General features: G+C 70.5%; 19 protein-coding genes. 8 read left to right on the top strand and 11 right to left on the bottom strand.

The annotated features are described in order from the left end of the window. Positions 1-69: 69 nt before the first annotated feature. The 4 genes from phnY to psrA form a co-directional block, all read right to left on the bottom strand. A complete protein-coding gene (phnY, locus tag AC07Q9_RS29145) occupies positions 70-1,527 on the bottom strand; it encodes a phosphonoacetaldehyde dehydrogenase (RefSeq protein ID WP_495312688.1) in 1,458 nt (485 codons plus the stop codon). 22 nt (positions 1,528-1,549) lie between these two features. Beyond that, on the bottom strand, positions 1,550-2,791 hold the full coding sequence (gene phnA / locus AC07Q9_RS29150; protein ID WP_495312689.1) for a phosphonoacetate hydrolase: 1,242 nt from the start codon (positions 2,789-2,791) through the stop codon (positions 1,550-1,552). Between the two features lie 34 nt (positions 2,792-2,825). Further along, positions 2,826-4,142 carry an MFS transporter gene (locus AC07Q9_RS29155; RefSeq protein ID WP_495312690.1) on the bottom strand — a complete coding sequence of 439 codons (1,317 nt, stop codon included), beginning with the start codon at positions 4,140-4,142 and terminating at the stop codon, positions 2,826-2,828. A 103-nt stretch (positions 4,143-4,245) separates the two neighbouring features. After that, positions 4,246-5,340 (bottom strand): iron-containing alcohol dehydrogenase PsrA, encoded by a 1,095-nt coding sequence (gene psrA, locus AC07Q9_RS29160; RefSeq protein WP_495312691.1) that lies wholly within the window; start codon positions 5,338-5,340, stop codon positions 4,246-4,248. A 175-nt stretch (positions 5,341-5,515) separates the two neighbouring features. Here psrA and AC07Q9_RS29165 point away from each other — a divergent pair, with 175 nt between their 5' ends. From AC07Q9_RS29165 to AC07Q9_RS29190, 6 genes are all read left to right on the top strand, one after another. Next, entirely contained in the window at positions 5,516-6,400 is an 885-nt protein-coding gene (locus AC07Q9_RS29165; RefSeq protein ID WP_495312692.1) for a LysR substrate-binding domain-containing protein, read from the top strand. An 86-nt stretch (positions 6,401-6,486) separates the two neighbouring features. Continuing rightward, on the top strand, positions 6,487-8,040 hold the full coding sequence (locus tag AC07Q9_RS29170; RefSeq protein WP_495312721.1) for a class I adenylate-forming enzyme family protein: 1,554 nt from the start codon (positions 6,487-6,489) through the stop codon (positions 8,038-8,040). A 4-nt stretch (positions 8,041-8,044) separates the two neighbouring features. Further along, positions 8,045-9,166 (top strand): SLC13 family permease, encoded by a 1,122-nt coding sequence (locus tag AC07Q9_RS29175; protein WP_495312693.1) that lies wholly within the window; start codon positions 8,045-8,047, stop codon positions 9,164-9,166. 40 nt (positions 9,167-9,206) lie between these two features. Further along, positions 9,207-9,896, top strand: a complete 690-nt coding sequence (locus AC07Q9_RS29180; protein WP_495312694.1) for a helix-turn-helix domain-containing protein — start codon at positions 9,207-9,209, stop codon at positions 9,894-9,896. 190 nt (positions 9,897-10,086) lie between these two features. Next, a complete protein-coding gene (locus AC07Q9_RS29185; protein WP_495312695.1) occupies positions 10,087-10,938 on the top strand; it encodes a DMT family transporter in 852 nt (283 codons plus the stop codon). A gap of 79 nt (positions 10,939-11,017) precedes the next feature. Then, a complete protein-coding gene (locus tag AC07Q9_RS29190) occupies positions 11,018-11,347 on the top strand; it encodes a hypothetical protein (protein ID WP_492683071.1) in 330 nt (109 codons plus the stop codon). A 31-nt stretch (positions 11,348-11,378) separates the two neighbouring features. On the opposite strand, the gene AC07Q9_RS29195 is transcribed toward AC07Q9_RS29190, so the two are convergent. The 7 genes from AC07Q9_RS29195 to AC07Q9_RS29225 all read right to left on the bottom strand — a co-directional run bounded on the left by AC07Q9_RS29195 (position 11,379) and on the right by AC07Q9_RS29225 (position 20,015). Beyond that, on the bottom strand, positions 11,379-12,422 hold the full coding sequence (locus tag AC07Q9_RS29195; RefSeq protein WP_495312696.1) for an NADP-dependent oxidoreductase: 1,044 nt from the start codon (positions 12,420-12,422) through the stop codon (positions 11,379-11,381). A gap of 118 nt (positions 12,423-12,540) precedes the next feature. Then, a complete protein-coding gene (locus AC07Q9_RS29200; RefSeq protein WP_495312697.1) occupies positions 12,541-12,903 on the bottom strand; it encodes a DUF3325 domain-containing protein in 363 nt (120 codons plus the stop codon). Positions 12,904-12,934: 31 nt separating this feature from the next. Beyond that, entirely contained in the window at positions 12,935-13,576 is a 642-nt protein-coding gene (locus AC07Q9_RS29205; protein ID WP_495312698.1) for a DUF4198 domain-containing protein, read from the bottom strand. Positions 13,577-13,629: 53 nt separating this feature from the next. Further along, on the bottom strand, positions 13,630-15,804 hold the full coding sequence (locus AC07Q9_RS29210; RefSeq protein ID WP_495312699.1) for a TonB-dependent siderophore receptor: 2,175 nt from the start codon (positions 15,802-15,804) through the stop codon (positions 13,630-13,632). Positions 15,805-15,975: 171 nt separating this feature from the next. After that, a complete protein-coding gene (locus tag AC07Q9_RS29215) occupies positions 15,976-18,459 on the bottom strand; it encodes a TonB-dependent siderophore receptor (protein ID WP_495312700.1) in 2,484 nt (827 codons plus the stop codon). Positions 18,460-18,544: 85 nt separating this feature from the next. Further along, positions 18,545-19,483 (bottom strand): FecR family protein, encoded by a 939-nt coding sequence (locus AC07Q9_RS29220; protein ID WP_495312701.1) that lies wholly within the window; start codon positions 19,481-19,483, stop codon positions 18,545-18,547. Then, positions 19,476-20,015 carry a sigma-70 family RNA polymerase sigma factor gene (locus tag AC07Q9_RS29225; RefSeq protein ID WP_174543711.1) on the bottom strand — a complete coding sequence of 180 codons (540 nt, stop codon included), beginning with the start codon at positions 20,013-20,015 and terminating at the stop codon, positions 19,476-19,478. Before AC07Q9_RS29225 ends, AC07Q9_RS29220 begins: the two co-directional genes overlap by 8 nt. A gap of 183 nt (positions 20,016-20,198) precedes the next feature. On the opposite strand from AC07Q9_RS29225, the gene AC07Q9_RS29230 reads away from it, so the two are divergent. Further along, the gene (locus AC07Q9_RS29230; protein ID WP_495312702.1) at positions 20,199-21,392 is read left to right on the top strand and encodes an efflux RND transporter periplasmic adaptor subunit; all 1,194 of its coding nucleotides are present in this window, start codon (positions 20,199-20,201) and stop codon (positions 21,390-21,392) included. Then, positions 21,389-23,365, top strand: coding sequence for a MacB family efflux pump subunit (locus AC07Q9_RS29235; protein WP_495312703.1), 1,977 nt, complete (start codon positions 21,389-21,391; stop codon positions 23,363-23,365). Before AC07Q9_RS29230 ends, AC07Q9_RS29235 begins: the two co-directional genes overlap by 4 nt. The last annotated feature ends 1 nt before the right edge of the window (position 23,366 follow it).

Genomic DNA, 23,366 nt, shown 5'->3' on the forward strand with positions numbered 1-23,366 from the left:
CCAGCGCCATCGGCGGCGGGGTCTCACGCACGGCGCGCGACGCGCCATGCGCCTCGTGCGCCGCGCCGCTCACCATGGCAGCGAGTAGGTCTTGGTGTTGGTGAAGCTCTTCATCGCTTCGAGCACGCCTTCCTTGTAGCCCAGGCCCGAGTCCTTGATGCCGCCGAAAGGCGTGAGCTCCAGGCGGTAGCCCGGCACTTCGCGCACATTGACGCTGCCCACGTTCAGCTCGCGGATGAAACGCGTGATGTAGTCCAGCCGGTTGGTGCAGATCGACGAAGACAGACCGTAGGCCGTGCCGTTGGAGATGCGGATCGCCTCGTCGATGTTCTTGAAACGGATCACCGGCGACACGGGGCCGAAGGTCTCTTGCTTGGCGACGGTCATCTCGGGATCGACGTGGTCGAGCACGGTGGGCGAGTACAGCGCACCGCGGCGCTCGTTGCCGTACAGGAGCTTGGCACCGGCTGCGATCGCTTCATTGACGACGGCTTCGAATTGCTTGGCCGCCGCTTCGTCGATCACGGTGCCCATGTCGGTGTCGGGGTCCATCGGGTCGCCGTACTTCAGGGCGCGGGTCTTCTCGACCAGCAGTTCGACGAAGCGGTCAGCGACCGATTCGTGCACCAGCATGCGCTTCACGGCTGTGCACCGCTGCCCCGAGTTCTTGTATGACCCGTTGGCAGCCAGCGTCGCCGCCTCCTCGATGTCCGCGTCTTCCATCACGATGATCGGGTCGTTGCCGCCCAGCTCCAGGATCTGGCGCTTGTAGGTGGCCTTGCCCGCGATGTACTTGCCGATGGGCACGCCGCCCGTGAAGGTGACGAGGTCGACGTCGGCATTGGTCAGCAGCTCGTCGGCGATCTCCTTCGGGTCGCCCGTGAGCACCGACAGCATCTGCGGCGGCAGGCCGGCTTCGTACAGGATGTCGGCCAGCAGGAAGGCCGTGAGCGGCGTCTTCTCGCTGGGCTTCAAGACGATGCGGTTGTTGGTCGCAATGGCCGGCGCCACCTTGTGGATCACCTGGTTCAGCGGATGGTTGAACGGCGTGATGGCGGTGATGGCGCCCAGCAAGGGTTCGCGCATCGTGTAGACCTTGCGGCTCTTGCCGTGGTGCGTGAGGTCGCAGGAGAAGACCTGGCCGTCGTCCACCAGCGCCTGGTTGGCGGCGAACAGCAGCACGTCGGAGGCGCGGCCCACTTCGTACAGCGAGTCCTTGCGCGACAGGCCCGACTCGAGCGTGATGGTGCGCGACATCTCGTCCAGGCGCGAGGCGATGATCTCGCCGGCGCGCATGAGGATCTTGTAGCGCTCGTAGCGCGTGAGCGTGGGCTTGTAGTCGCGGGCGATGCGCAGGGCATTGCGCACGTCGTCCAGCGTGGCCTTGGGCACGGTGGCGATCACTTCGCCGGTGTACGGGTAGGTGACCTCGATGGTGCGGTCGCGGTGGACTTTCTCGCCGGCGATGCGCAGGGCCTCGCGGTACACGGTGCCGGACTTCAGGCCGGCGTGGTCGGATGGGCTCATGGAATGCTCCGTCAAATGGGGTTCAGGCGGCCACGGGGCCTTGGGCGTGGTTCAGTGCGAGGTCGAGCGCGTCGAAGTTGCGCAGCCGGCGCGTGCTCGCCACGCCTGCGACGGGGCGGTTGCAGATCAAGGGCACCTTCTGCTCCGAGACACCACCGTGCGAGCGCAGCGGCACTTCGAGCGCCGTGAGGTCGTGGCGCGTGGCCGAGGTGCCGATGACGGTGCTTTGCTCGCTGACCACCACGATGTCGCCGATGCGGTCCGGCGGCAGCTCGAAGCGCTGCGCGGCCTCCTTGCGCGAGAGCACGAGCTGCATGCCGGGGATGCGCTGGATGCGGTCGATCCAGCCGGGCACCTCGTCCTCGCTCGGCACATACACGGTGGCAAACGAGCCGAGCGCACCGTGGTGCACCACGTACGGATCGGTGATCGGCAGGATCACGCGCGCGCGGTCCGGGCCGTACCAGCCGTCGAGCACGTCCTGCAGGTAGATCACGTTGGGCGAGCCGTCGGCGCCATGCTTGTCGTTCATGCCGTGGTCGGCCGTGAGCACGATGGTGGCGCCCAATGCGTCGAGCTGCGCAAGGTAGTCGTCCATCATCTTGTAGAAGGCATTCGCTGCGGGGCTGCCCGGCGCCGCCTTGTGCTGCACGTAGTCGGTGGTCGACAGGTACATCAGGTCGGGGCGGCGCGATTCCATCAGCTTCACGCCGGCGGCGAACACGAACTCCGAGAGTTCGGCGCTGTAGACCGAAGGCACCGGCATGCCGACCATGTCGAGCACGTTGTCGATGCCGTTCTCTTCCATCGTCACCTGGTCCGACTTCTCGGACGAGAAGCAGATGCCCTTCATCTTGTGGCCCAGCAGCTTGCGCAGCTTGTCCTTGGCCGTGACCACCGCGAGCTTGGCGCCCGCGTCGGCAAACGCGGCCAGCACGGTGCCGGCGCGCAGGTACTTGGGGTCGTTCATCATCACTTCCTGGCCCAGCTCGCGGTCGAAGAAGTAGTTGCCGCAGATGCCGTGCACCGCGGGCGGTGCGCCGGTCACGATCGACAGGTTGTTGGGGTTGGTGAACGAGGGCACGACGCAGTCGGCGAGCAGGTCGGCGCCGCCCTTGCGCATGGCCTCGAGGTACGGGGCCACGCCGGCGGCAATGGCCGCGTCGAGGTACGCGGGCTCGCAGCCGTCGACGCAGACGACGACCACCGGGCGGACCATCCAGCGGTAGCTGCGGCCGTTCACTTCGAGTCGATCGGATTTCATGAAGAGATGCTCCTTGGCAAGTTGGGGGGTGGCTTCAGCGGCGGATGAACACCGCGATGCAGGCGCTGATGAGGCAGCTGGCCGCGACGATGGGGAACACCATCGAGGTGTTGCCCGAGTGGTCCAGCATCCGGCCGATCAGCGGTTCACCGAGGCCGGCCAGCAGGTACGAGAAGAAGTTCATGACGCCGGTGGCGGTGCCGGCGCGCTTGGCGCCCACGAGGTCGGGGCACAGGGCCCAGAACGACGAGGCCGGGCCGTAGACGAAGAAGCCCGCCAGGAACAGCAGCCCCAGGCCGAGGATGCTGGTGGGCAGCAGGTACATGCCCATCGAGGCGACGCAGCCCAGCAGCATGTACAGCACGATGGCCTTGTAGCGCTTGGAGCCGAACACCTTGTCGGAGATCCAGCCGTTGGTGAGCGCGCCGAAGGCCATGCCCACGGGCAGCGCCACCGAGATCCAGGCCGGGTCGATCATGCCGTCGGCGGCCTTGGCCCAGTCCTTGCCCAGGAAGTGCACCGGCACCCAGACGATGAGGCCGTAGCGTGCGGCGTTCTGGAAGCCGATGGCCAGCGCGGCAATCATCAGCTTGGGGTTACTGAGCACGGCCTTGTAGCGCGACCAGGAGCTTTCCTGCGGCTCGCCGTCGGCCACGCCGGCCTTGTCGGCTTCCTGCGGGTTGTTGTTGGCCACGCCGGTGTCGGGCGACTTGAAGCCCATGTCTTCCGGCCGCTCACGGGCGATCAGGTAGAAGGCGATGCCGCCCACCAGCATCAGCAGCACGGGGAGCCGGAAGATCCAGCGCCAATCGAGGTGCAGCACGTTGACGACGATGATCGACGTGACGAACGACAGCACCGAGGCGCAGCCGGCGGCGAACACGTAGAAGCCGTAGACCTTGCCGCGCTCGCCCGCGCCCCACCAGTTCGACAGCAGCCGGCTGCCCGGCGCCCAGCCCAGGGCCTGGAAGTAGCCGTTGATGCCCCACGGAATGGCCAGGCTCTTGAAGCCGACGGCGAAGCTCACGACCCAGTTGGCGGCGCACGAGAGGATGGCGCCGGCGGTCATCACGCGGCGCCCGCCGAACTTGTCGCCCAGGTTGCCGTTGATGGCCTGCCCGACGGCATAGCACCACAGCAGCGAGGTCGAGGCCCAGCCGAGCACTTCCTTCGAGAGGCCGAACTCCTTCTGGATGCCGGGGATGGCGAAGCCGAAGGTCTGGCGCCCCGTGTAGAAGAAGAAGTAGCAGAACATGGCCGCCAGCAGCATCCGCCACTGCGCCTTGCGGAACGAATTGTCGAGGGGGCGCGCGTAGGTGCCCGCCTGCAGGATGGGATTGGCCGCTTGCATGGTATGTCTCCTTGTCTTGACGGGCGTGGGGCCCGTGGGGCCGGCTCGATGGCCGGCATGCTGTCTGTCTGGTTGTCTTGTCTCGCTGCGCAGTCCCTGCCTGTCAGGCCAACGCCGCCGCGCCGATGAAGTTCTTGCCGCGCGCCCCGTCCATGGCGCGCGCGATCATGGCCGCCGCTTCGCTGTCCGCCACGCCATAGTCGGCAAACTCGGTCTTCACGCCAAGCCCCTGCAGGAAAGCCCGCAGTTGCTGCGTGGCGGTCGCCAGGTCGGCACCGAACAGCAGCTGCAGCGTCCGGTCGCGGTCGGGCGAGCGGGCCCAGGCTTTCTCCAGCACGAGGGGCAGCGTGAACGAGCACGCGATGCCGTGGGCCAGGCCGTGGCGCAGCGTCATCTCGTAGGAGATGGAATGCGCCAGCGCCGTCTTGGTGTTGGAGAACGCCATGCCGGCCTTCAGCGCGGCCAGCGCCATGCGCTCGCGCAGGTCGAGGTTGCCCAGGTCTTTGAGCAGCGCCGGCAGGCAGTCGAAGATGTCGCGCACGGCCGAGACGGCGAAGGTGTCGGAGACCGGGTTGGCATTGACGTTCCAGATCGCTTCGAGCGCGTGCGAGAGCGCGTCGAGCCCCGTCGACACCGTGGTGCCCGCCGGCACCGAGAGCATGAGCTCGGGGTCGACGATGGCGGCCTCGGGCCAGGTGGCGTCCAGGTGCAGCGAATACTTCTTCTGGTTGCCGGCGTCCCAGATGGTGGCCCAGGGCGTCACCTCGCTGCCGGTGCCGGCGGTGGTCGGCACGGCGATCAGCGGCTTGACGCTGGCGGGCTCGAAGGGCTTGCCGGTGGCCAGCAGCGCGACGAGTTCGTCGAACTGGCCGTTGGCCGTGCCCACCATCAGGGCCTTGGCCGTGTCGATGGCGCTGCCGCCACCCACCGCCACGATGGCGTCGCAGGGCGCGTCCGATTGCCAGAAGGCGTTGTACAGCTCGCGCAGGTGGGCGACGTCGGGGTTGGGACGCACGTCGTCGATCACGGTGACGAGCGCGTCGCCCAGCAGCGCCTGCAGGCGCTCGACCAGGCCCAGGCCGCGGGCCTCGGGGAAGGTGACGAGCGCGACGCGGCGCCCCGCCAGGAGCGCGGGCAGCCGTGCGAGGCTGCCTCGCCCGGAATGAATGGACACGGGGTTGCGGTAGGCGTGGGGCATTTTTTTGTCTCCGGTTTCTGTCTGGGCCGCAGTGTCGAAGCGGCGCACCGGGGCGTCCAATCGCATTTCGCGCGTGCACTCGGTCCAAAACCGATGGATGCCTTCGGGAAAGCCTGCATAGGCGCCGGCGCCGCATCTGAGGGAGGCTCGCCGCACGCCCCTCACGACCGCCCTCATGTTTCACCAGTACTACAAGTGGATCCGCTGCTTCCACGCCGTCGCCAAGACCGGCGGCTTCACCACGGCCGCGCGCTACCTGCACATCGGCCAGCCCACCGTGACCGACCAGGTCAAGGCGCTGGAAGAGCGCTTCAACGTCGAGCTGTTCCTGCGCAGCGGGCGCGCCGTGCGGCTCACGGCCGCGGGCGAGCAGCTGTATGCGATCACGCAGGGCCTGTTCGGGCAGGAGGAAGAGGCGATGCAGTTCCTGCAGCGCGCCCATACGCTGCGCACGGGGCTGGTGCGCGTGGGCGCGGTGTCGCCGCCCATCGCGCTGGAGCTGGCGCGCAGCTTCAAGCGCAGCCACGCCGGGCTCGACCTGACGGTGTCGATCGGCTCCGAGGCCTCCACGCTCGGCGGGCTGCAGGACTTCGACATCGACGTGGGCATCCTCGTGGAGCCGCCCGAAATCGAAGGCCTGCACCAGGTGCCGTACCGCGTGGAGCGCATCGTGGCCGTGGTGCCCGCGAAGCACCCGTGGGCCAGGAAGCGCACCATCGCCACGCGCGACATCGCGGGCGAGCCGGTGATCTTGCGCGAGCCCGGCTCCAAGACGCGCCACCGCGTCGAGCGCGCCTGCGCGCAGCAGGGCGTGCAGATGAATTGCGTGATGGAGATCAACAGCCGCGAGGCCATCCTGCATGCCGTGGCCAACGGCATGGGCGTGGGCTTCGTGACGCAGATCGAGTGCATTCCGCTGCCCGGCCTGAAGATGGTGGAGATCGACGACGACGAGCTCTCGATCAGTTACTCGCTGTGCTGCCTGGCGGTGCGCAAGGACCGGCCGCTGATCCGCGCGCTGTTCGAGGTGGCGCAGCAGGGCGACGACACGGCCGGCTGATCGGGTTTCGTCGCGGGCGGCACACCCCGCGGCGGGCTTCTTCGCTATCCTGCCGTCTGGCCCCAGACGAAGGATCGACCTTGAACTTGCACCCCGCCCTCCAGGACGCCGCCGCGCGCGACTTCGGCACGCTTGCCGACCTGGTCCGCCTCCACGCCCAGCACACGCCCGAGCGCCCCGCGCTGGCCGACGCCCAGCAGACGCTGGACTACCGCGCGCTCGACGCGCTCATGGACCGCATCGCCGCCGCCCTGCAGCGCGACGGCCTGCGCGCGGGCGACGCCATCGCCGTCTGCGCCGCCTCGTCGGTGCCCTACGCCGCTGTGTTCCTGGGCGCGCTGCGCGCGGGCGTCGCGGTGGCCCCGCTGGCCCCCGGCTCGGCGCCCGCCAGCCTGGCGCGCATGATCACCGACGCCGACGCGCGCCTGCTGTTCACCGACGCCTCGGCCGCCGAGGTGGTCGGCGCCGCGCAGGCCACCGGCCTGCCGCACATCGCGCTCGACGGTTCCAACGTCGGCCGCGCGCTCGACGACTGGCTCGCGACGCCCGGCGCAAAGCCGGAGCCCGTCGAGGTGCAGCCCGACTGGGCCTTCAACATCATCTATTCGTCGGGCACCACCGGCGAGCCCAAGGGCATCGTGCAGGGCCATGGCATGCGCTGGTCGCACATCCAGCGCGGCGCCAAGTACGAGTACGGGCCCGAGACGGTCACGCTGCTGTCGACGCCGCTGTACTCCAACACCACGCTGGTCGTGTTCTTCCCCACCCTCGCCTTCGGCGGCTGCGTGGTGCTGATGCCCAAGTTCGACGCGCTGGGCTACCTGCAATTGGCCGTGCAGCACCGCGTGACGCACACCATGCTCGTGCCGGTGCAGTACCAGCGCCTGATGGCGCACCCGCGCTTCGACGCGCACGACCTCTCGACCTTCCGCCACAAGTTCAGCACCAGCGCGCCCTTCAACGCGGCGCTCAAGGCCGACGTGCTCCAGCGCTGGCCGGGCGGGCTGGTCGAGTTCTACGGCATGACCGAAGGCGGCGGCACCTGCATCCTCGAGGCGCACCTGAACCCGACCAAGCTGCACACCGTGGGCCAGCCCGCGCCGGGCAGCGACATCCGCCTGATCGACGAGGAAGGCCACGAACTGCCGCGCGGCGACACCGAGGTGGCCGGCGAGGTGGTGGGCCACTCGGCCGGCATGATGACCGGCTACCACCGCCAGCCCGCGAAGACGCGCGAGGCCGAGTGGTTCGACGCCACCGGCAAGCGCTTCATCCGCACCGGCGACGTGGGCCGCTTCGACGCCGACGGCTTCCTCACGCTGTTCGACCGCAAGAAGGACATGATCATCAGCGGCGGTTTCAACATCTACCCGAGCGACCTCGAAGGCGTGCTGCGCGGCCATGCGGCGGTGGCCGACGTGGCGGTGGTCGGCGTGCCGTCCGAGCAGTGGGGCGAGACGCCCGTGGCCTTCGTGGTGCGCCGCGAGGGCGACACCACCACCGAAGAGGCGCTGCTGCAGTGGGCCAACGCCCAGGTCGGCAAGACCCAGCGGCTGGCGCGCCTGCGCTTCATCGACGAGCTGCCGCGCAGCGCGATCGGCAAGGTGCTCAAGCGCGAGCTGCGCGACCTGAGTGCCTGATCGGGTGACCGCTGCAAGCACCAACACCGCCCCGCCCGAACACGGCGGCGGCAACGGCCTGCTGTGGGTGCTCGTGGCCGTGGCGGTCGTGTTCGCCTTCGTGCGCCCGCGCGCGCCGATGGACTGGCTGCGGCTGGTCGATTGGCAGACCGTGGGCGCGCTGGCGGGCCTGCTCGCCATCACCCAGGGCGTCGAGAAGAGCGGCATGCTGCAGGCCGCCGCGCGGCGCCTGCTGGCCCACACGCACAGCCAGCGCGGGCTGGCGATGGCGCTCACGGCCACGGCCGCGCTGCTGTCGGCGCTGGTGACCAACGACGTGAGCCTGTTCCTGCTGGTGCCGCTCACGCGCGTGCTGGCCGTGCAGGCGCACCTGCCGCTGGCGCGGCTGGTGGTGCTGCAGGCACTGGCCGTGAACGCGGGCTCGGCGCTCACGCCCATCGGCAACCCGCAGAACCTGTACCTGTGGCACCGCTCGGGCGAGAGCTTCTTCGGCTTCATGGCCATGATGGGCCCGACCGTGGCGGTCATGCTGTTCTGGCTCTTCGTGGCCGTGTGGTGGCTGGTGCCGCGCACGCCGATCGCGCTGCGCGAGGAGACCGAGGCCGCGCCCGTGCAGCCGCGCCTGCTGGCGCTGGCCGGCGTGCTGTTCATCGGCTTCGTGGTCGCGCTCGACCGCCACTGGCTGCTGCCCGGCCTGGGCGTGGTGTTCGGCGTGCTGCTGCTCACCTACCCGCGCGTGCTGCGCGGCATCGACTGGGCCTTGCTGGCGATCATCGCGCTGATGTTTGTCGACCTGCGCCAGGCCGCCGAGCTGCCCGCCATCGCGGCGCTGCTGGGCCACTGGCCCATCGGCGAGGGCTGGCGCGCCTACCTGGCGGCCATTGCCGCCTCGCAGGTCATCAGCAACGTGCCGGCGGCGATCCTGCTCGACCGCTACGTGCACGACCTGCCCGCGCTGGCGGCCGGCGTGAGCGTGGGCGGCTTCGGCTGCGTGCTGGGCTCGCTGGCCAACCTGATCGCGCTGCGGCTGGCCAAGCTGCCGCACGGGCTGCGCGAGTTCCACCGCATCAGCATTCCGTTCCTGCTGGTGTGCGCGGCCTCGGCGCTGCTGCTGCGGCTGGGGTGATGACAGGCGGCGGGGCGGCGCGGACAATCGGTTCCGCGTCATGAACACCTCCGCCCCCGTCCTCTCGCTGCGCGACTACACCCAATCGCGCGGCAGCCATGCGCACGACCACTTCCAGGTGCTGCTCGGGCTCGACGGCGTGCTCGAGATCGAAGTCGAAGGCCGCGGTTCGGGCATCGGCACGGGCCAGGCCCAGGTGGTCGCGCCCGGCGACCGGCACGACTTCGAGGCCCGGCGCGGCGGCAGCGTCTGCCTGGTGCTCGACACGCCGCACGCCCCGTGGGCGCGTTGCGTCGAACAGCCGCCGGCCGATGCGCCCCGGCTGCACGCGCTGGCCCGCTACCTTGCGCACTGCCTGCAGCAGCCGCAGCACGCGGCGCTCGCCCTGCAGCACGGTCCGGCGCTGCTGCTCGAGGCCTGGGGCGCCGCCCCGTCGGTCGCCGACACGCGCCGCCGCCGCATCGACTGGCCGGCCCTCGCGGCCTGGGCGCAGACGAACTGGCACCGGCCGCTGGGCGTGGCCGACCTGGCCGAGGTCGCCTGCCTGAGCCCCAGCCAGTTCGCGCAGCGCTGCCGCGAGGAACAGGGCCAGAGCGCCATGCTCTGGCTGCGCACGCTGCGGCTGGCCCATGCGCGCGAACTGCGGCTCGAAGGCCTGAGCGTGGCCGAGACGGCGCGCCGCACGGGCTACCGGTCGCCATCGGCGCTCACGGCCGCGCTGCGCCGCTGACCTCGCATTTCTCCCTCCCCCGCTGGGGGAGGGCCGGGGTGGGGGCACGACGGCCTCCGCAAGAACGCGGCGCCTCATCGAAGGCCTGCCCCCATCCCCGCCTTCCCCCAGCGGGGGAAGGAGCAAAACCGTCGTTGCGCGACGATGCACCGTCGGGCCGCGACGACCGCCTCATGTAGCTTCGACCGCCATGCCCGCCACCTTCTACGCCCTGCTCGCCATCGCGCTGTGGGCCACCCTCGCCACCTTCGGCACCGCGCTGTCGCACCTGCCGCCGTTCCTCCTGACCGGGCTGGCGTTGATCGTCGGCAGCGTGCCGAGCTGGCCGCTGGTGCTGCGCGACCGCCGCGCCTGGTGCGTGCCGCCGCGCACGCTGGCGCTCGGGGTGTACGGACTCTTCGGCTTTCATTTCCTGCTGTTCATCGCGCTGCGGCATGCGCCGCCGGTCGAGGCCAACCTCGTGAACTACCTCTGGCCGCTGCTGATGGTGGTGCTGGCGCCGGTGCTGCTGCCAGGCGTGTCGCTGCGCCCGCTGCACGTGGTGGCGGCGCTGCTGGGCTTCGCGGGCGCGGCCATCGCGATCCTCGGCGCGCGCGGCGGCAGTGCGGCGCTTCCCGGCGCGCCCGCCACGTACTGGGGCTTCCTGCCGGCGGCCGGCTCGGCCTTCATCTGGGCCAGCTACTCGCTGTGGACGAAGCGCGTCACGCCCTTCCCGACCTCGGCCATTGGTCTCTTCGGGCTGGTGTCGGGCGCGCTCTCGCTGGCCTGCCATGCGCTGCTGGAGCCGTCGGTGGCGCTGTCGGCCAAAGACGGGCTGCTGGTCGCGCTGTGCGGCCTGGGCCCGCTGGGCGCGGCCTTCTTCGTGTGGGACATGGCGCTCAAACGCGGCGACGCGCGGCAGATCGGCATCCTGAGCTACCTCACGCCGCTGGCCTCCACGGCGCTGCTGCTGGCCGTGACCGGCCGGGCGCTCACGGCCAGCATCGCGCTGGCGGCGGCGCTGATCATCTCGGCCGCCGTGATGGGCACGCGTGCGAAATGAGACAAATCAGGGCGATGCCCGACAGAGCTTGTCGTTTTTTGTGGCTAGAGTGGAGGCTCAGGAAAAAGGAGTCACCCCCATGGATCAGAAGAACAACAAGACCGAGGATTTCGAGATCACGCCCAAGCTGGTGTTCGACATGAACCTGGCGCTGTACCTCGACCTGGTGGCCGCGCTGGAGGGCGCGGGCGCCGTCACCTACCGGCAGATGGCGGCGCGGGTCCTGAACATCAGCATGGACGCCCGCACCGACGGCGACACCGGCCTGTCGACCGTGCTCGAGGGCATCGCCCAGGGCTTTGCAGGCCACGGCGACGGCCTCTCGATCGAACTGCTGAAGGCCGCGCGCGGCCTGCGCGAGGACGATGCGATGGGCGACATTCCGATGCGGCCCAATCTGGACGATTGAGGTCCGGGGCGCCGAGGTGCCCCTTCTCTTGTTACTCCTCGGCGACCTGGAGCACCAGCTTGCCGAAGTTCTCCCCCGCGAACAGCTTGTTCAGCGACTCGGGGAAGGTGTCGAGGCCCTTCACGACGTCTTCCTTGCTCTTCATGCGGCCGTCCTTCAGGTAGCCGGCCATTTCGGCGATCGCGATCGGGTAACGGTCGGCGTAGTCGAACACCACGATGCCTTCCATGCGCGCGCGGTTCACGAGCAGGCTCAGGTAGTTCTTCGGGCCGGCGGCCGGCATGCTGTTGGCGTTGTTGTACTGGCTGATGGCGCCGCAGATGATCACGCGGGCCTTGCGCGCCAGGCGTGCCAGCACGGCGTCCAGGATCTCGCCGCCGACGTTGTCGAAGTAGATGTCCACGCCCTTCGGGCAGTGGGTCTTGAGGCCTTCGCGCACGGCGCCCGCGCCGGCCTTGTAGTCGATGCAGGCGTCGAAGCCCAGCTCCTTGACCACCCAGTCGCACTTGGCGGCGCCGCCTGCGATGCCGACCACGCGGCAGCCCTTGATCTTGGCCAGCTGGCCCACGGTCTGGCCCACGGCGCCGGCCGCGCCCGAGACGACGACGGTTTCGCCTGCCTGGGGCATGCCCACGTCCATCAGGCCGAAGTAGCCGGTCATGCCGGGCATGCCCAGCACGTTGAGCCACTGGGTGATGGTGCCCACGCGCAGGTCGACCTTCACGAGGCCGTTGCGCTTGACCTGGTCCTGCGGGATCAGCATGTATTCCTGCACGCCGAGCGTGCCGTACACGGTATCGCCCACGGCGAACTGCGGGTTCTTCGAGGCCACCACGCGGCCGATGCCGCCGGCGCGCATCACCTCGTCGATGGCCACGGGCGGGATGTAACTCTTGGCGTCGTTGAGCCAGCCGCGCATGGCGGGGTCGAGCGACAGCGACAGCGTCTTGACCAGCACGCCGCCCTCGTCGGGCTGGGCCACGGGCTCGGTGCTGAAGCGCCAGTGTTCGCGCGTGGCCGTGCCCTCGGGGCGCTTGGCAAGACGGACCTGGTGGTTGGTGAGGGCGCTGCTCATGGTGTCTCCTTGATGGGTGAATGTGCCGGGCATCGGCGACGCAGCCGCATCGTAGTCGCGGGCCAAGACCCCGCGCGTAGCGCAGGCGACAGCCCGCGCGCGCCCTCCGGGCGCCCTGCTATGGAAGCAGGAGCAGCCCGTACGCCGCCGCCGTGGCGACGCCCAGCACCGAGGCCACGGCGCCGACGCGCCGCGCCCAGCCGGGCCGGTAGCTCACGAGGCCGACCACCACGAGCGCGGCGGCCGTGAGGGCGCCCAGCCACAGCACCCAGCCCATGGCCGGCCCGCGCAGGCGCAGCGCGGCGACCAGCGACAGCCCCAGCAACGCCGCGCCGCCCAGCTGCTGCCAGGGCCGCGACGGCCCCGGCGTGCGGCCGCGCCCGTGGGCGTCTTCGTAGTGCCGGTCCATCGCCAGGCTCAGCGTGACGAAGCCGCCGAGCGCGGACGCGAACAGGGCGCACACCAGCGCGAGGGTGCTCATGGGCAGCCCCCCCGCGCCGGAAGCCCCGCCCTCACCGGACGACGAAGCTCAGCGTGGCGACGTGGCGCGTCTGCGTGTAGGGCTTGCCGTCCCAGCTGCCCTTGCCGTCCTTGTCGGTGTGGTTCACCTCGACCACGTACTGGCCGGGCCAGGGCGTCTGCAGCGTGACCTGGCCGGCGTCGTCGGTGGTGAACTTCTTCTCCCACTTGGGCGGGCCGAACACGACCACCTCGGCCTTGGGCAGCGGCTTGCCCGCCAGCAGCAGCGTGAAGCTGTTGCTGTGGGCGGCCTGCGGCACGAGCTCGAGCGTGTGGCGCGCGACGGTTTCGGTGCGGCCGGTGCGCGCCTGGTAGAGGCTTGCCACGCCCTTGTCGCTGACGTAGGCGCCCACGAGGCGTGCGTCGCCGCTGACGTCGGCCTTGACCACGAAGTGGTCGGCATGGCGCGTGGCCGGCGTCTGTTGGCCGTCGGCGGCGATGCCGCGCGGCGCGCTGACCAGCTTCAGGTGGCCGGCCTCGGTCTCGCGCAGGTCGTCGGCCCATTCGCCGAAGTAGGCCTTGGCCTCGCCGCCCGCGGCGGGTTCGAGCCAGACGAAGTGGGCGTGCGCGGCGCCCGAGAAAACGAACGCGGCTGCCGCGAGGGTGGCAAGGGAGAACAGGGGTTTTTTCTTCATGGTCGAAGCTCCAGGGTTGATTGAGGATTGAGACGGATGGGAAGGTCGCTTGTTCAGAACTTGGCGCGCAGGGTCAGGCTCACGTTGCGCGGCTCGCCCCAGAACACGCTGTCGTAGAAGCCCACGTTGCGGTAGTACTTCTTGTCGAAGACGTTGCGGATGTTCAGCTGCGCCGTGACGTTCTTGTTGATCTCGTAGCTGGCCATGAGGCTGAAGACCGCGTACGCCTTCTGCGAGATGCGCGGCAGCGGGTCCTTCATGCTGAACAGCGGCGGCTGCCCATACCACGACTCGCCGTAGATGCCGCTTTGCGCCGTCATGTCGCCGCCGACCTTCAGGCCGCGCCAGGCGCCGCCGAAGCGGTAGGCGGTCGACAGGCGCAGCAGGTGCCTGGGCTGGTTGGGCACGGCACGCGCGCCCTTGGCGGTCTTGGCATCGAGGTACGTGTAGCCGGCGGCCACGTTCCAGTCGGGCGTGATCTGGCCCGACACGTCGAACTCGAGGCCGCGCGCGGTCACGCCGTCGCCGCTGGCCACGTAGGCCTGGCCGCCGTCGGGCAGGCGAAAGCCCGCGGGCACGCTGCGGTCCAGCTCGGCGAGGTTCTTTTTCTTGACCTGGAACACGGCCGCCGACGCATTGAGCGCGCCGCCGAAGTACTCGCCCTTCACACCCAGCTCGGCGCTGGTGCCGGTCTCGGGCGTGAGGTACTGGTCGTTGCGGTCCTTCGAGGTCTGCGGACGGAACAGCGTGGTGTAGCTCGCATACAGCGAGTGCTGCTTGTCCAGGTCGTAGACCACGCCGACATACGGCGTGACCTCGTCCTTCGACTCCGACTTGCCCGTGGTGCGCGTGTACTGCAGCGCCGTGTTGTAGGCGTGCGTGTAGCTGCGGTAGTTGCTCACGCGCGCGCCGACGATCACGCTCAGCGGGTCGGTGATGCTGAAGCGGCCCGCCACGTAGCCGCCGTTGAGCTGCGTGAAGCCCACGGTCTTCGAGCCGTCGGCCAGGAAGATCGGGCGCGGGATGTTGCCGGTCCACGTGCGGTAGTCGGGAATGGCCTCGGGGTACGGGATCACCGGCGTGCCGCCCTGCGAGGTGTAGGTCTGGTTGCCGCCGTTCCATCCGGCGATGAAGGTGTGGCGCCGCCCGAACAGGCTGAAGGGGCCGGTGGCGTACAGGTCGAAGTTGTCGTTGACGTACTCGCCCTCGCCCCACACGCCGCTCCACAGCTTCATGCCCTGACCGGTGAAGCGGTTGGGGTAGCCCGCGCCGCCGTTGGCCACGGTGGTGTTGTTGGTGCTGGTGGTGCGCGCATAGCCCAGGTGCACCTTCCAGTCGTTGTCGAAGCGGTGCTGCAGCGAGACGAAGGCCGTGTGCTGCTTGTTGGCCCAGGTGCTCCACGGCGCGCTCAGGCTGGTGTTGCGCGGCAGGTTGGCGAGCGTGCCGTCGTGGTTCCAGTACGGAACGGCGCCCCAGGTCGCGCCCGTGGGCTTGTTGTCCTGGAAGTCGATGCCGGCGGTGAGCAGCGTGGAGCGCGTGAGGTCGGCCTCGACGATCACCATGCCCACGGTCTTGCGCTCGTGGTACAGGTCCATGTACGAATCGCGGTCCTGCCAGGCCAGCGCGGTGCGCGCGCGGATGCGGCCGTCGGCGGTGAGCGGCACCGACAGGTCGACCTCGGCGCGCTTGTGGTTCCAGCGCCCGTAGCTGAGCGAGGCGCTGCCCTGGAACTCGCGCGTGGGGCGCTTGCGCACCGAGTTGATGGTGGCCGACGGGTCGCCCGTGCCGCCCATGAGGCCGGTGGCGCCGCGGATGACCTCGATGCGGTCGTACAGCACGGTGTCGGACAGCGGCGAATTCGGGCCGCGCGGCATGCCGTCGATCTGGAAGTTGTTGATCGAGAAACCGCGCGCCGAGTAGTTCACGCGCTCGCTGTCGGCCTGCCCGACCATGATGCCGGTGGTCTGGCCCAGCACGTCGTCGATGCGGGCGCTGCCCAGGTCGTCCATGCGCTCGCGCGTGATCACGGTCACCGACTGCGGCGTCTCGCGGATCGACAGGTCCATGCGGGTCGCGGTGGAGGCCTGCTCGGCGGTGTAGGAGCGGCTGCCCTCGGTGCGGCCGCTGCGGTCGCCCGAGACGGTGACCTCGGACAGCGCCGCGCCGCTGGCGGCGGGCTGTTGTTGCGCGCCGGCTGCGCCGCACAGGAGCAGGGCGACGAGGGCCACGGGAGACCGCCGGAAGCGGGCGCGTGAAAACGAATGCTGGTTCATGGCATGAAGAAAGGGGGCGGCCCGACCCGTGAGATCGGCAACGCCCGTTGGCAGGAGATGGCTAGCGACGCACCCGGCCGCGAAGGGACCGGCAGCGACCTGGCTGCGGAGAAAAAACGCGGTGCGTCAGTAGGTGCCGCGCAAGGTCACGAGCAGGTGGCGCGGGGCGCCGTAGAAGCTGCTGCTGGTGCTGGTGCGGTAGCGCGTGTCGAAGACGTTGTTCAGCGCCACCGACACGGCGAGGTGCTTGTTGATCGGGTAGCGCGCCATGAGGTCGAGCGTGGTGTAGGCCTGCTGCGTGAAGCGCGCATGGCCCGAGGGACCCAGGCCCGTGCTGTAGGTGTCGCTCTGCCAGTTCAGGCCACCGCCCACCGTGAGGCCGTTGCCGATGCCGGCGATGCGGTAGCTGGTGAAGAGCTTCAGCAGGTTCTTCGGCACCTGCGTGTTCAGGCGCCGACCGGCCGCGTCGCGTGCCACGCTGTGCGCAAAGCCGCCGCCGACCTGCCAGCCGGGCAGCAGCTCGCCGGCCACTTCGAATTCGTAACCGCGCGTGGTCGTGCCCTTGGCGGCGCGGTACGCGGCCGAGCCGTCGGGCGCGAATTCGTTGTCCAGGCGCACGGCGAGGTTGTCCTGCTTCACCTGGAACACGGCGGCGCTGAGGTTGAGGCGGTCGTTGTGGAAGGCGCCCTTCACGCCCGCTTCGTAGGCATGGCCCTCGAGCGGGTCGAGGTAGGTGCCGCTGCGGTCCTTGCCGGCCTGCGGCTTGAAGATGCTGGTGTAGCTGGCGTAGGCCGACCAGTGTTTGTCGAGGTCGACCACCACGCCCGCGTACGGCGTGACGACGCCCTTCTCGCTGCGCTTGGTGAGGGTGGCGGCACGCTGCAAGGGGACCGTGCGCGTCACGTCCTTCCAGTCGCTCGCGCGTGCGCCGACGATGACCGAGAGTGCGTCGGTCGGCCGCAGCCGCACCGTGGCATAGGCGCCCGACTGGCGCGTGGCCGTTTCCTGGCGGCCGGTCACGGGCTGGTGCGGCTGGGCCGGCAGCTCACCGGTCCAGGTGTTGAAGTTCGCGATCCACGGATCGAAGCCCGCCACGTTCCAGCCCGCGTACAGCGGCGCGTCGCTGTGCGTGCGCGAGGCGTTGTAGCCCAGCACCAGCTCATGGCGCCGGCCGAGGAATTCGAAGGGGCCGCTGGCGTACAGGTCGAATGCGTTCTGCACCGGCACCGCGTTCCAGCGGTTCGTCCACAGGCCGAGCCCCGCGCCGGTGGCGCGGTCCATGTAGCCGCGCAGCGCGTAGCCGATGACGTCGTCGTAGGCGCGGCGCGAGCGGTTGAAGGCGGCGTGCACGGCCCAGCCGTTGTCGAAGCGGTGGTCGAGCGCGGCGAAATACTGGCGCTGGTCCTGGTACGAATGGGCCCAGCGCGCGGCGGCGCTGCGCGAGCGGCCGTAGTCGGCCTCGCTGCCGTCGCTGAAAAACAGCGGCAGGCCGGCGCGCGCCACGCCGTCGTTGTCGTGGCGCTGCAGCTCGAAGCCGGCGCTCAGGCGCGTGCTGCGTGTGAGGTCGGCCTCGACGATGCCGTAGAACAGGCGCTTGTTCTCGTGGTGACGTTCGATCCACGAGTCGCCGTCCTGCACGGCCGCGACCACGCGCGCGCGCACGCGGCCGTCGGCGGTGACGGGCCCGCCGATGTCGAGCTCGGCGCGCTGGCGGTTCCAGGTGCCCGCGCTGAACGAGGCGCTGGCCTGCAGCGCGTTGCCAGGGCGCTTGCGCACGAGGTTGACGGTGGCCGCCGGCGTGCCCACGCCGTTGAGCAGGCCGGTGGCGCCGCGCACCACCTCGACGCGGTCGTAGAAGGCCAGGTCACCGGTCTGCATCAGCCAGGTGCCGACCTGCGGGATGCCGTCGACCTGGTAGTTCTCGACCTCGAAGCCGCGCGCATAGACGGCGTTGGCGTCGGTGCCGGCGTTGCCGCTCTGCACGAAGCTCAGGCCGGGCGCCTGGCGCAGCACATCGCTGATCTGGCTCAGGCCCTGGTCGTCGAGGCGGTCGCGCGTGAGCACGCTGACCGACTGCGGCGTCTCGCGCAACGTGAGTTCGAGCCGCGTCGCGGTGCCGATCGCGCCGTCGGTGGTGTAGGAGCCCGTGCCCTCGGTGACGGTGCCGGTGTCGCGACCGCCGGTGACCGTGACCTCGGTGAGCGCACCGCCTGCCACGGGTGCTTCGGAATGCGGCTTGGCGCCCGATGGGCGCTGCGCCGCAACGCGCAGCGCGTAGCCGCCCGACGCACCGCGCACCGCTTCAAGGCCGCTGCCTTCGAGCAGCTGCAGCAGCGCCTCGCGCGCCGTGTAGCGGCCCTGCAGCGCGGGCGCGCGTTTGCCGCGCACAACCTCGGCATCGACGCCGAGCAGCAACCCCGTGCGCACGGCGAGCGCGGTCAGTGCGCTGCTCAGCGGCTGCGCGGGCTGATGCCATTCGAAGGCCGCATCGGCGGTGGGCGTTTGCGCGGCGGCCGGCACGGTGAGCAGCACCAGGCTCGCGAGCGCGAAGGCGCGGCGCAGGCGATGCCAGCGCTGCGCGGTCTCGGTCGGGTCTGCGGGTCCTGTCATGGTGTGGTGAATCTCTTTTCACCACCTATGACAAGCGGGCACGGGAAACGGGTAGCGGTGGGCGCGAAAAAGTTCGACCGCCCGGTCACGGCGGCGCCGTGGTGGTCACCCGCACGAGCCACGGCGACAGCGTCGAGACTCGCAAGCTCGGCAGCGCGCTGGCGAGCAGCGCGAGCGCGGCGTCGCTCTGCTGGATCGGCAGCACGCCGGTGAAGCGCAGCGCGCCCAAGGCATCGTCGTCGGCCAGCAGCAGGCCGGGCCGGTGCCGCCCGAGCTGGCGCAGCACCTCGGCCACCGGTGCGTCGTCGAACACCAGCCGGCCCTGCGGCCAGGCCAGGCCGCCGGGCGCGGCGGGCACGGTGTCGGTGTTGACGCCGCGGCGGTCGAAGCGCACCTGCTGCCCCGCCTGCACGTCGACCCAGCGGTCGTCGTCGCCCTCGAGCGGCTGCACGCGCACGCGCGATTCGGTGACGGTGACGAGCGTGTCGCTCGCCTCGCGCCGCACGGCGTAGCGCGTGCCCAGCGCCTGCGCGCTGCCGTCGCGGTCGACCACGGCGAAGGGCTTGTCGCCGTGCGCGACCTCGACGAAGACCTCGCCGCGCAGCAGCTGCACGCGGCGCACGCTGCCGGAGAAATCGATGTCGATGGCCGAGTCGCTGTTCAGCGCGACGCGGCTGCCGTCCTCGAGCCGCAGGTGGCGGATCTCGCCGACGCCGGTGCGTTCATCCGCCAGCCAGGCCTGCCACGGCATCGCGGCGCCCGCCACGAGCAGGCAGGGCAGCAGCACGAGCGCGCCCAGCATCTGGCGCGACGGGCCGCGCCGCACGGGTTGCGGCGCGGGGGTGTCGGGTGTGACCGACTCCCACATGCGGCGCATCTCGGCCAGCAGCCGCGCATGGCGCTCGTCGAGCGCGCACCAGGCCGCGCAGGCGGCGCGCGTGGCGTCGTCCACGCTGTCGTCGGCGAGGGTCACGGCCCACAGCGCCGCCTCCTCGCGCAGGCGCTCGGCGGCCGCGTCAGGCATGGGCCGGGGCGTCGGCGCTTTCCGTCTCGGGCACAGCCGCGGCCATGCGGCCGTGGCAATGCGCCAGCACCTTCGCGAGGTACTGCTTCACGCGCGTCTCGGACACGCCCAGTTCGGCCGCGATCTCGCGGTACGAGCGGCCTTCGACGCGCGCCATCAGGAAGGCGGTGCGGCTCTTCACGTCGAGCTCGGTCGCCAGGAGCGCGAGCACCTGGCCCAGCAGCTCGCGCGCGCAGGCCTTGTCCTCGGCGCTCGGCGCGCAGGCGTCCTCGGCCATCAGCGCCACGGTGCGCAGCACCTCGGCCTCGACCTGCATGCGGCGAAAGCGGTTGATCATCAACCGGCTGGCCACCACCTGCAGGAAGGCGCGCGGCTGGCGCAGCACCGGCTGCTGGGGCAGCTCGATGAGGTTGAGAAAGGTGTCGTGCGTGAGATCGGCCGCGGTGAAGCCGCAGCGCAGGCGGCCCAGCAACCAGCTGCGCAGCCAGCCCTGGTGGTCGACGTACAGCTGCCGGACTTCCGGATGGGACATGGTGTGAAGGGGCATCGCGGGAGACGATGCAATTGAGAGTTATTCTCAATTATATAGATTTGTAAAGATTTCCTGTCCCCCGAAACGCCTCACTCCGCAGGAGGCGTTTCGCGCGGGCTAACCGTTTCGGCGCCTCGCACGTCTTAGCAGCATGACCCTCGTTTTCTTCCGCAAGGGCGCCCGGTGACGGCGCCCGCTTCCCGTTCGCGCGCCGGCCGGCGCCTGCGCATCGCCGCCTTCGCGGCCCTGGCCCTGGCCGCCGCCGCGGTGGCCTACGTTTGGGCGAGTCCGCGCGACCCCGGCTGGGACACCGCCGTGCTGCGCCGCGGCGACATCGAAAGCAGCGTGACCGCCATCGGCACGCTGCAGCCGCGCCGCTACGTGGACGTGGGCGCGCAGGTGTCGGGCCAGATCCTGCGGCTGCACGTGCAGCCCGGCGACGCGGTGAAGAAGGGCCAGCTGATGGTGGAGATCGACCCCAGCGTGCAGCAGGCCACGGTGGACGCCGGCCGCGCTTCGCTCGCGGGCCTGCGCGCACAGCTGGCCGACCAGCACGCGCAGCACCGGCTGGCGCGCCAGCAGTTCGCACGCCAGCAGCAGATGGCCGCCGAAGGCGCCACGCGCGCCGAAGACGTGCAGACCGCCGAAGCCACGCTGGCTTCCGCCGCCGCGAAGATCGCGCACCTCGAAGCCCAGATCGCCCAGACCCAGGCCACGCTGAAGGCCGACGAGGCGCGCCTGGGCTACACGCGCATCTACGCGCCGATGGCCGGCAGCGTGGTCTCGGTGCAGGCGCGCGAGGGCCAGACGCTCAACGCCACCTACCAGACGCCCGACATCCTGCGCGTGGCCGACCTGTCGAGCATGACGGTGTGGACCGAGGTCTCGGAAGCCGACGTGCGCCGCGTGAAGCGCGACATGGCCGTGTACTTCACCACGCTCGGCGCCGACCGCCGCCGCTGGGAAGGCACGGTGCGCCAGGTGCTGCCCTCGCCGCCCGTGCCGGCGGGCAAGAGCGGCGGCGACGCGCCGCAGGCGCCGGCCGCCAGCAAGGTCGTGCTCTACACCGTGCTGTTCGACGTGGACAACGCCGACGGCGAGCTCATGCCGCAGATGACCGCGCAGGTGAGCTTCGTCGCCGCCTCGGCGCGCGACGTGGTGGTGGCACCGCTGCCCGCGCTCACGGCTGTGAAGGGCCAGAGCGGACGCTTCACCGCGCGCGTGCTCGGCCCCGACGGCCAGCCCGCGCCGCGCGAGGTGCGCATCGGCGTGCGCGACCGGCTCTCGGGCGAAGTGCTCGAAGGCCTGGCGGAAGGCGAGCGCCTGATCACCGGCGAGCGCGCGGCCGACGGCGGCACGCGGAAGTTCCAGCTGTGAGTGCGGCCGAGACGAAGACGACCCCGCTGATCGCGCTGCACGACCTGCGCAAGTCCTACGGCGGCCACGACGGCGCGCCGGCCGTCGAGGTGCTGCGCGGCATCACGCTGGAGCTGCATGCGGGCGAGTTCGTCGCCATCGTCGGCAGTTCGGGCTCGGGCAAGTCGACGCTGATGAATCTGCTGGGCTGCCTCGACCGCCCGACCGGCGGGCGCTACCTGTTCGCCGGCCAGGACGTGGCCGGCATGGACGCCGACGCGCTCGCGCGGCTGCGGCGCGAGGCCTTCGGCTTCGTGTTCCAGGGCTACCACCTGATCTCCACCGAGTCGGCGCAGGAGAACGTCGAGATGCCCGCCATCTACGCCGGCGCGGCACCCGCCGAGCGCGCCTCGCGCGCACGCGGGCTGCTCACGCGCCTGGGCCTGGGCGAGCGGCTGGGCCACCGGCCGCACCAGCTGTCGGGCGGCCAGCAGCAGCGCGTGTCGATCGCGCGCGCGCTCATGAACGGCGGGCGCATCGTGCTGGCCGACGAGCCCACGGGCGCGCTCGACTCGCGCAGCGGCGAAGAGGTGATGGCGCTGCTCGACGAGATGGCCGCCGCCGGCCACACCGTGATCCTCATCACGCACGACCGCGAGGTGGCGCAGCGCGCACGCCGCGTGATCGAGATCCGCGACGGTTGCATCGTGTCGGACAGCGGGCGCGCGCCCGTCGAAGCACCACCCCAGGCGCTTGCGCTGCCCTCGCCCACGCACACAGCCGACGCCGCCGACACGCCGCGCGCCCTGCTCTCCGAACTGCACGAGGCGCTGCGCGCGGCCTGGCGCGTGATGTGGATCCACCGCTTTCGCACCGGCCTCACGCTGCTGGGGATTGTGATCGGCGTGGCCTCGGTCATCGTGATGCTCGCGGTCGGCACCGGCTCGCAGGAGGCGGTGATGAAGCAGATCTCGCTGTTCGGCGCCGACAAGATGTACGTGGCCGCCATTCCCGACAGCGCGCGCGGGCGCGGCGGCAAGCTCACGCTGGCCGACGTCGACACCATTCGCCGCCTGCCCAACGTGCGCGTGGCCATGCCCTACATCGAGGGCTTCGTGGTCGCGCGGCGCGGCAACGTGGACCACCGCACCGAGGGCGGCGGTGCCACCACCGACTTCGAACAGGCGCTGAAGTGGCCGACCGCGCGCGGCATCTTCTTCGACGAGAACGACGAGCAGGGCCTGGCCAAGGTCGCGGTGATCGGCGAGCGCGTGCAGGCCGCGCTGTTCGCCGACGGCACCGACCCGGTGGGCCAGCGCATCCTGCTGGACAACGTGCCCTTCGACGTGCTGGGCGTGCTCGCCGCCAAGGGCGCGGGCGGCGGCCAGGCCAGCGAGGACGAGCGCGTGATCGTGCCCTTCTCCACCGCCGCCGCGCGGCTGTACGGCAGCAACCATCCGACCTGGGTGGCGGTGGCCGTGCACGACGTCGACAAGGCCTCCGAGACGGCGGCCGAGATCGTCGAGGTGCTGGCCGCGCAGCGCCACGTGCGCGACGTGCAGGTGTTCAACCAGACCGAGTCGATCAAGGCGCGCGCGCAGACCCAGCGCACCATGACCGTGATGCTCGGGCTGATCGCGGCGGTGTCGCTGGTGGTCGGCGGCATCGGCGTGATGAACGTGATGCTCATGACCGTGCGCGAGCGCACGCGCGAGATCGGCATCCGCATGGCCACCGGCGCACGGCAACGCGACATCCTGCGGCAGTTCCTGGTCGAGGCGGTGCTGGTCACCGTGACCGGCGGCGTCGCGGGCGTGGCGGGCGGGCTGCTCGTGGGCGCCGCGCTCATCGTGTGGAGCGTGCCGGTGATCTTCTCCCTCACGGCCATCGCGGGCGCCTTCGGCTGCGCCGTGCTCACCGGCCTGGTGTTCGGCTTCATGCCGGCCCGCAAGGCCGCCGCGCTCGATCCGGTCGCGGCCCTGTCTTCCGAATGAC

This window comes from Variovorax sp. GW821-FHT09A10 (assembly GCF_059418385.1).

Coding starts and splice junctions, on each gene's coding strand:
- AC07Q9_RS29185 (WP_495312695.1), top strand. CDS start 10,087: ATGCCCGCCACCTTCTACGCCCTGCTCGCCATCGCGCTGTGGGCCACC.
- psrA (WP_495312691.1), bottom strand. CDS start 5,340: ATGCCCCACGCCTACCGCAACCCCGTGTCCATTCATTCCGGGCGAGGC.
- AC07Q9_RS29215 (WP_495312700.1), bottom strand. CDS start 18,459: ATGACAGGACCCGCAGACCCGACCGAGACCGCGCAGCGCTGGCATCGC.
- phnY (WP_495312688.1), bottom strand. CDS start 1,527: ATGAGCCCATCCGACCACGCCGGCCTGAAGTCCGGCACCGTGTACCGC.
- AC07Q9_RS29155 (WP_495312690.1), bottom strand. CDS start 4,142: ATGCAAGCGGCCAATCCCATCCTGCAGGCGGGCACCTACGCGCGCCCC.
- AC07Q9_RS29195 (WP_495312696.1), bottom strand. CDS start 12,422: ATGAGCAGCGCCCTCACCAACCACCAGGTCCGTCTTGCCAAGCGCCCC.
- phnA (WP_495312689.1), bottom strand. CDS start 2,791: ATGAAATCCGATCGACTCGAAGTGAACGGCCGCAGCTACCGCTGGATG.
- AC07Q9_RS29225 (WP_174543711.1), bottom strand. CDS start 20,015: ATGTCCCATCCGGAAGTCCGGCAGCTGTACGTCGACCACCAGGGCTGG.
- AC07Q9_RS29165 (WP_495312692.1), top strand. CDS start 5,516: ATGTTTCACCAGTACTACAAGTGGATCCGCTGCTTCCACGCCGTCGCC.
- AC07Q9_RS29200 (WP_495312697.1), bottom strand. CDS start 12,903: ATGAGCACCCTCGCGCTGGTGTGCGCCCTGTTCGCGTCCGCGCTCGGC.
- AC07Q9_RS29190 (WP_492683071.1), top strand. CDS start 11,018: ATGGATCAGAAGAACAACAAGACCGAGGATTTCGAGATCACGCCCAAG.
- AC07Q9_RS29205 (WP_495312698.1), bottom strand. CDS start 13,576: ATGAAGAAAAAACCCCTGTTCTCCCTTGCCACCCTCGCGGCAGCCGCG.
- AC07Q9_RS29180 (WP_495312694.1), top strand. CDS start 9,207: ATGAACACCTCCGCCCCCGTCCTCTCGCTGCGCGACTACACCCAATCG.
- AC07Q9_RS29220 (WP_495312701.1), bottom strand. CDS start 19,483: ATGCCTGACGCGGCCGCCGAGCGCCTGCGCGAGGAGGCGGCGCTGTGG.